At 45.6% G+C, this 237-nt stretch carries 1 pseudogene; it reads left to right on the plus strand.

What is annotated here, in order from left to right:
- Positions 1-218: pseudogene (locus ACYP03_RS27915) on the plus strand (23S rRNA (cytidine(2498)-2'-O)-methyltransferase RlmM); the annotation flags it as partial.
- Between the last annotated feature and the right edge of the window lie 19 nt (positions 219-237).

The following is a 237-nucleotide window of genomic DNA, read 5'->3' on the forward strand; positions in this document are numbered from 1 at the left end:
GACAATGGCTGATTAAGGGCTGGGCCAAAGAAACCATCTTTAACCTGAAACTGCCCATGAAAGGTCGTTATGAGGAAGTGTTGCAGGATATTGAAAACCTGAAAGTATTTCTGATTCAGAATGGCTTGAAATTCCGCCTGCAGGCCAAGCATTTGTATCATGACCGTGAAGAAATCACTGTTCATATCCAGAGCCTGGATAACCGTAGTCCTCACTAGCCGATCATTTAGCGGCGGG

This window comes from Photobacterium sp. R1 (genome assembly GCF_054600795.1).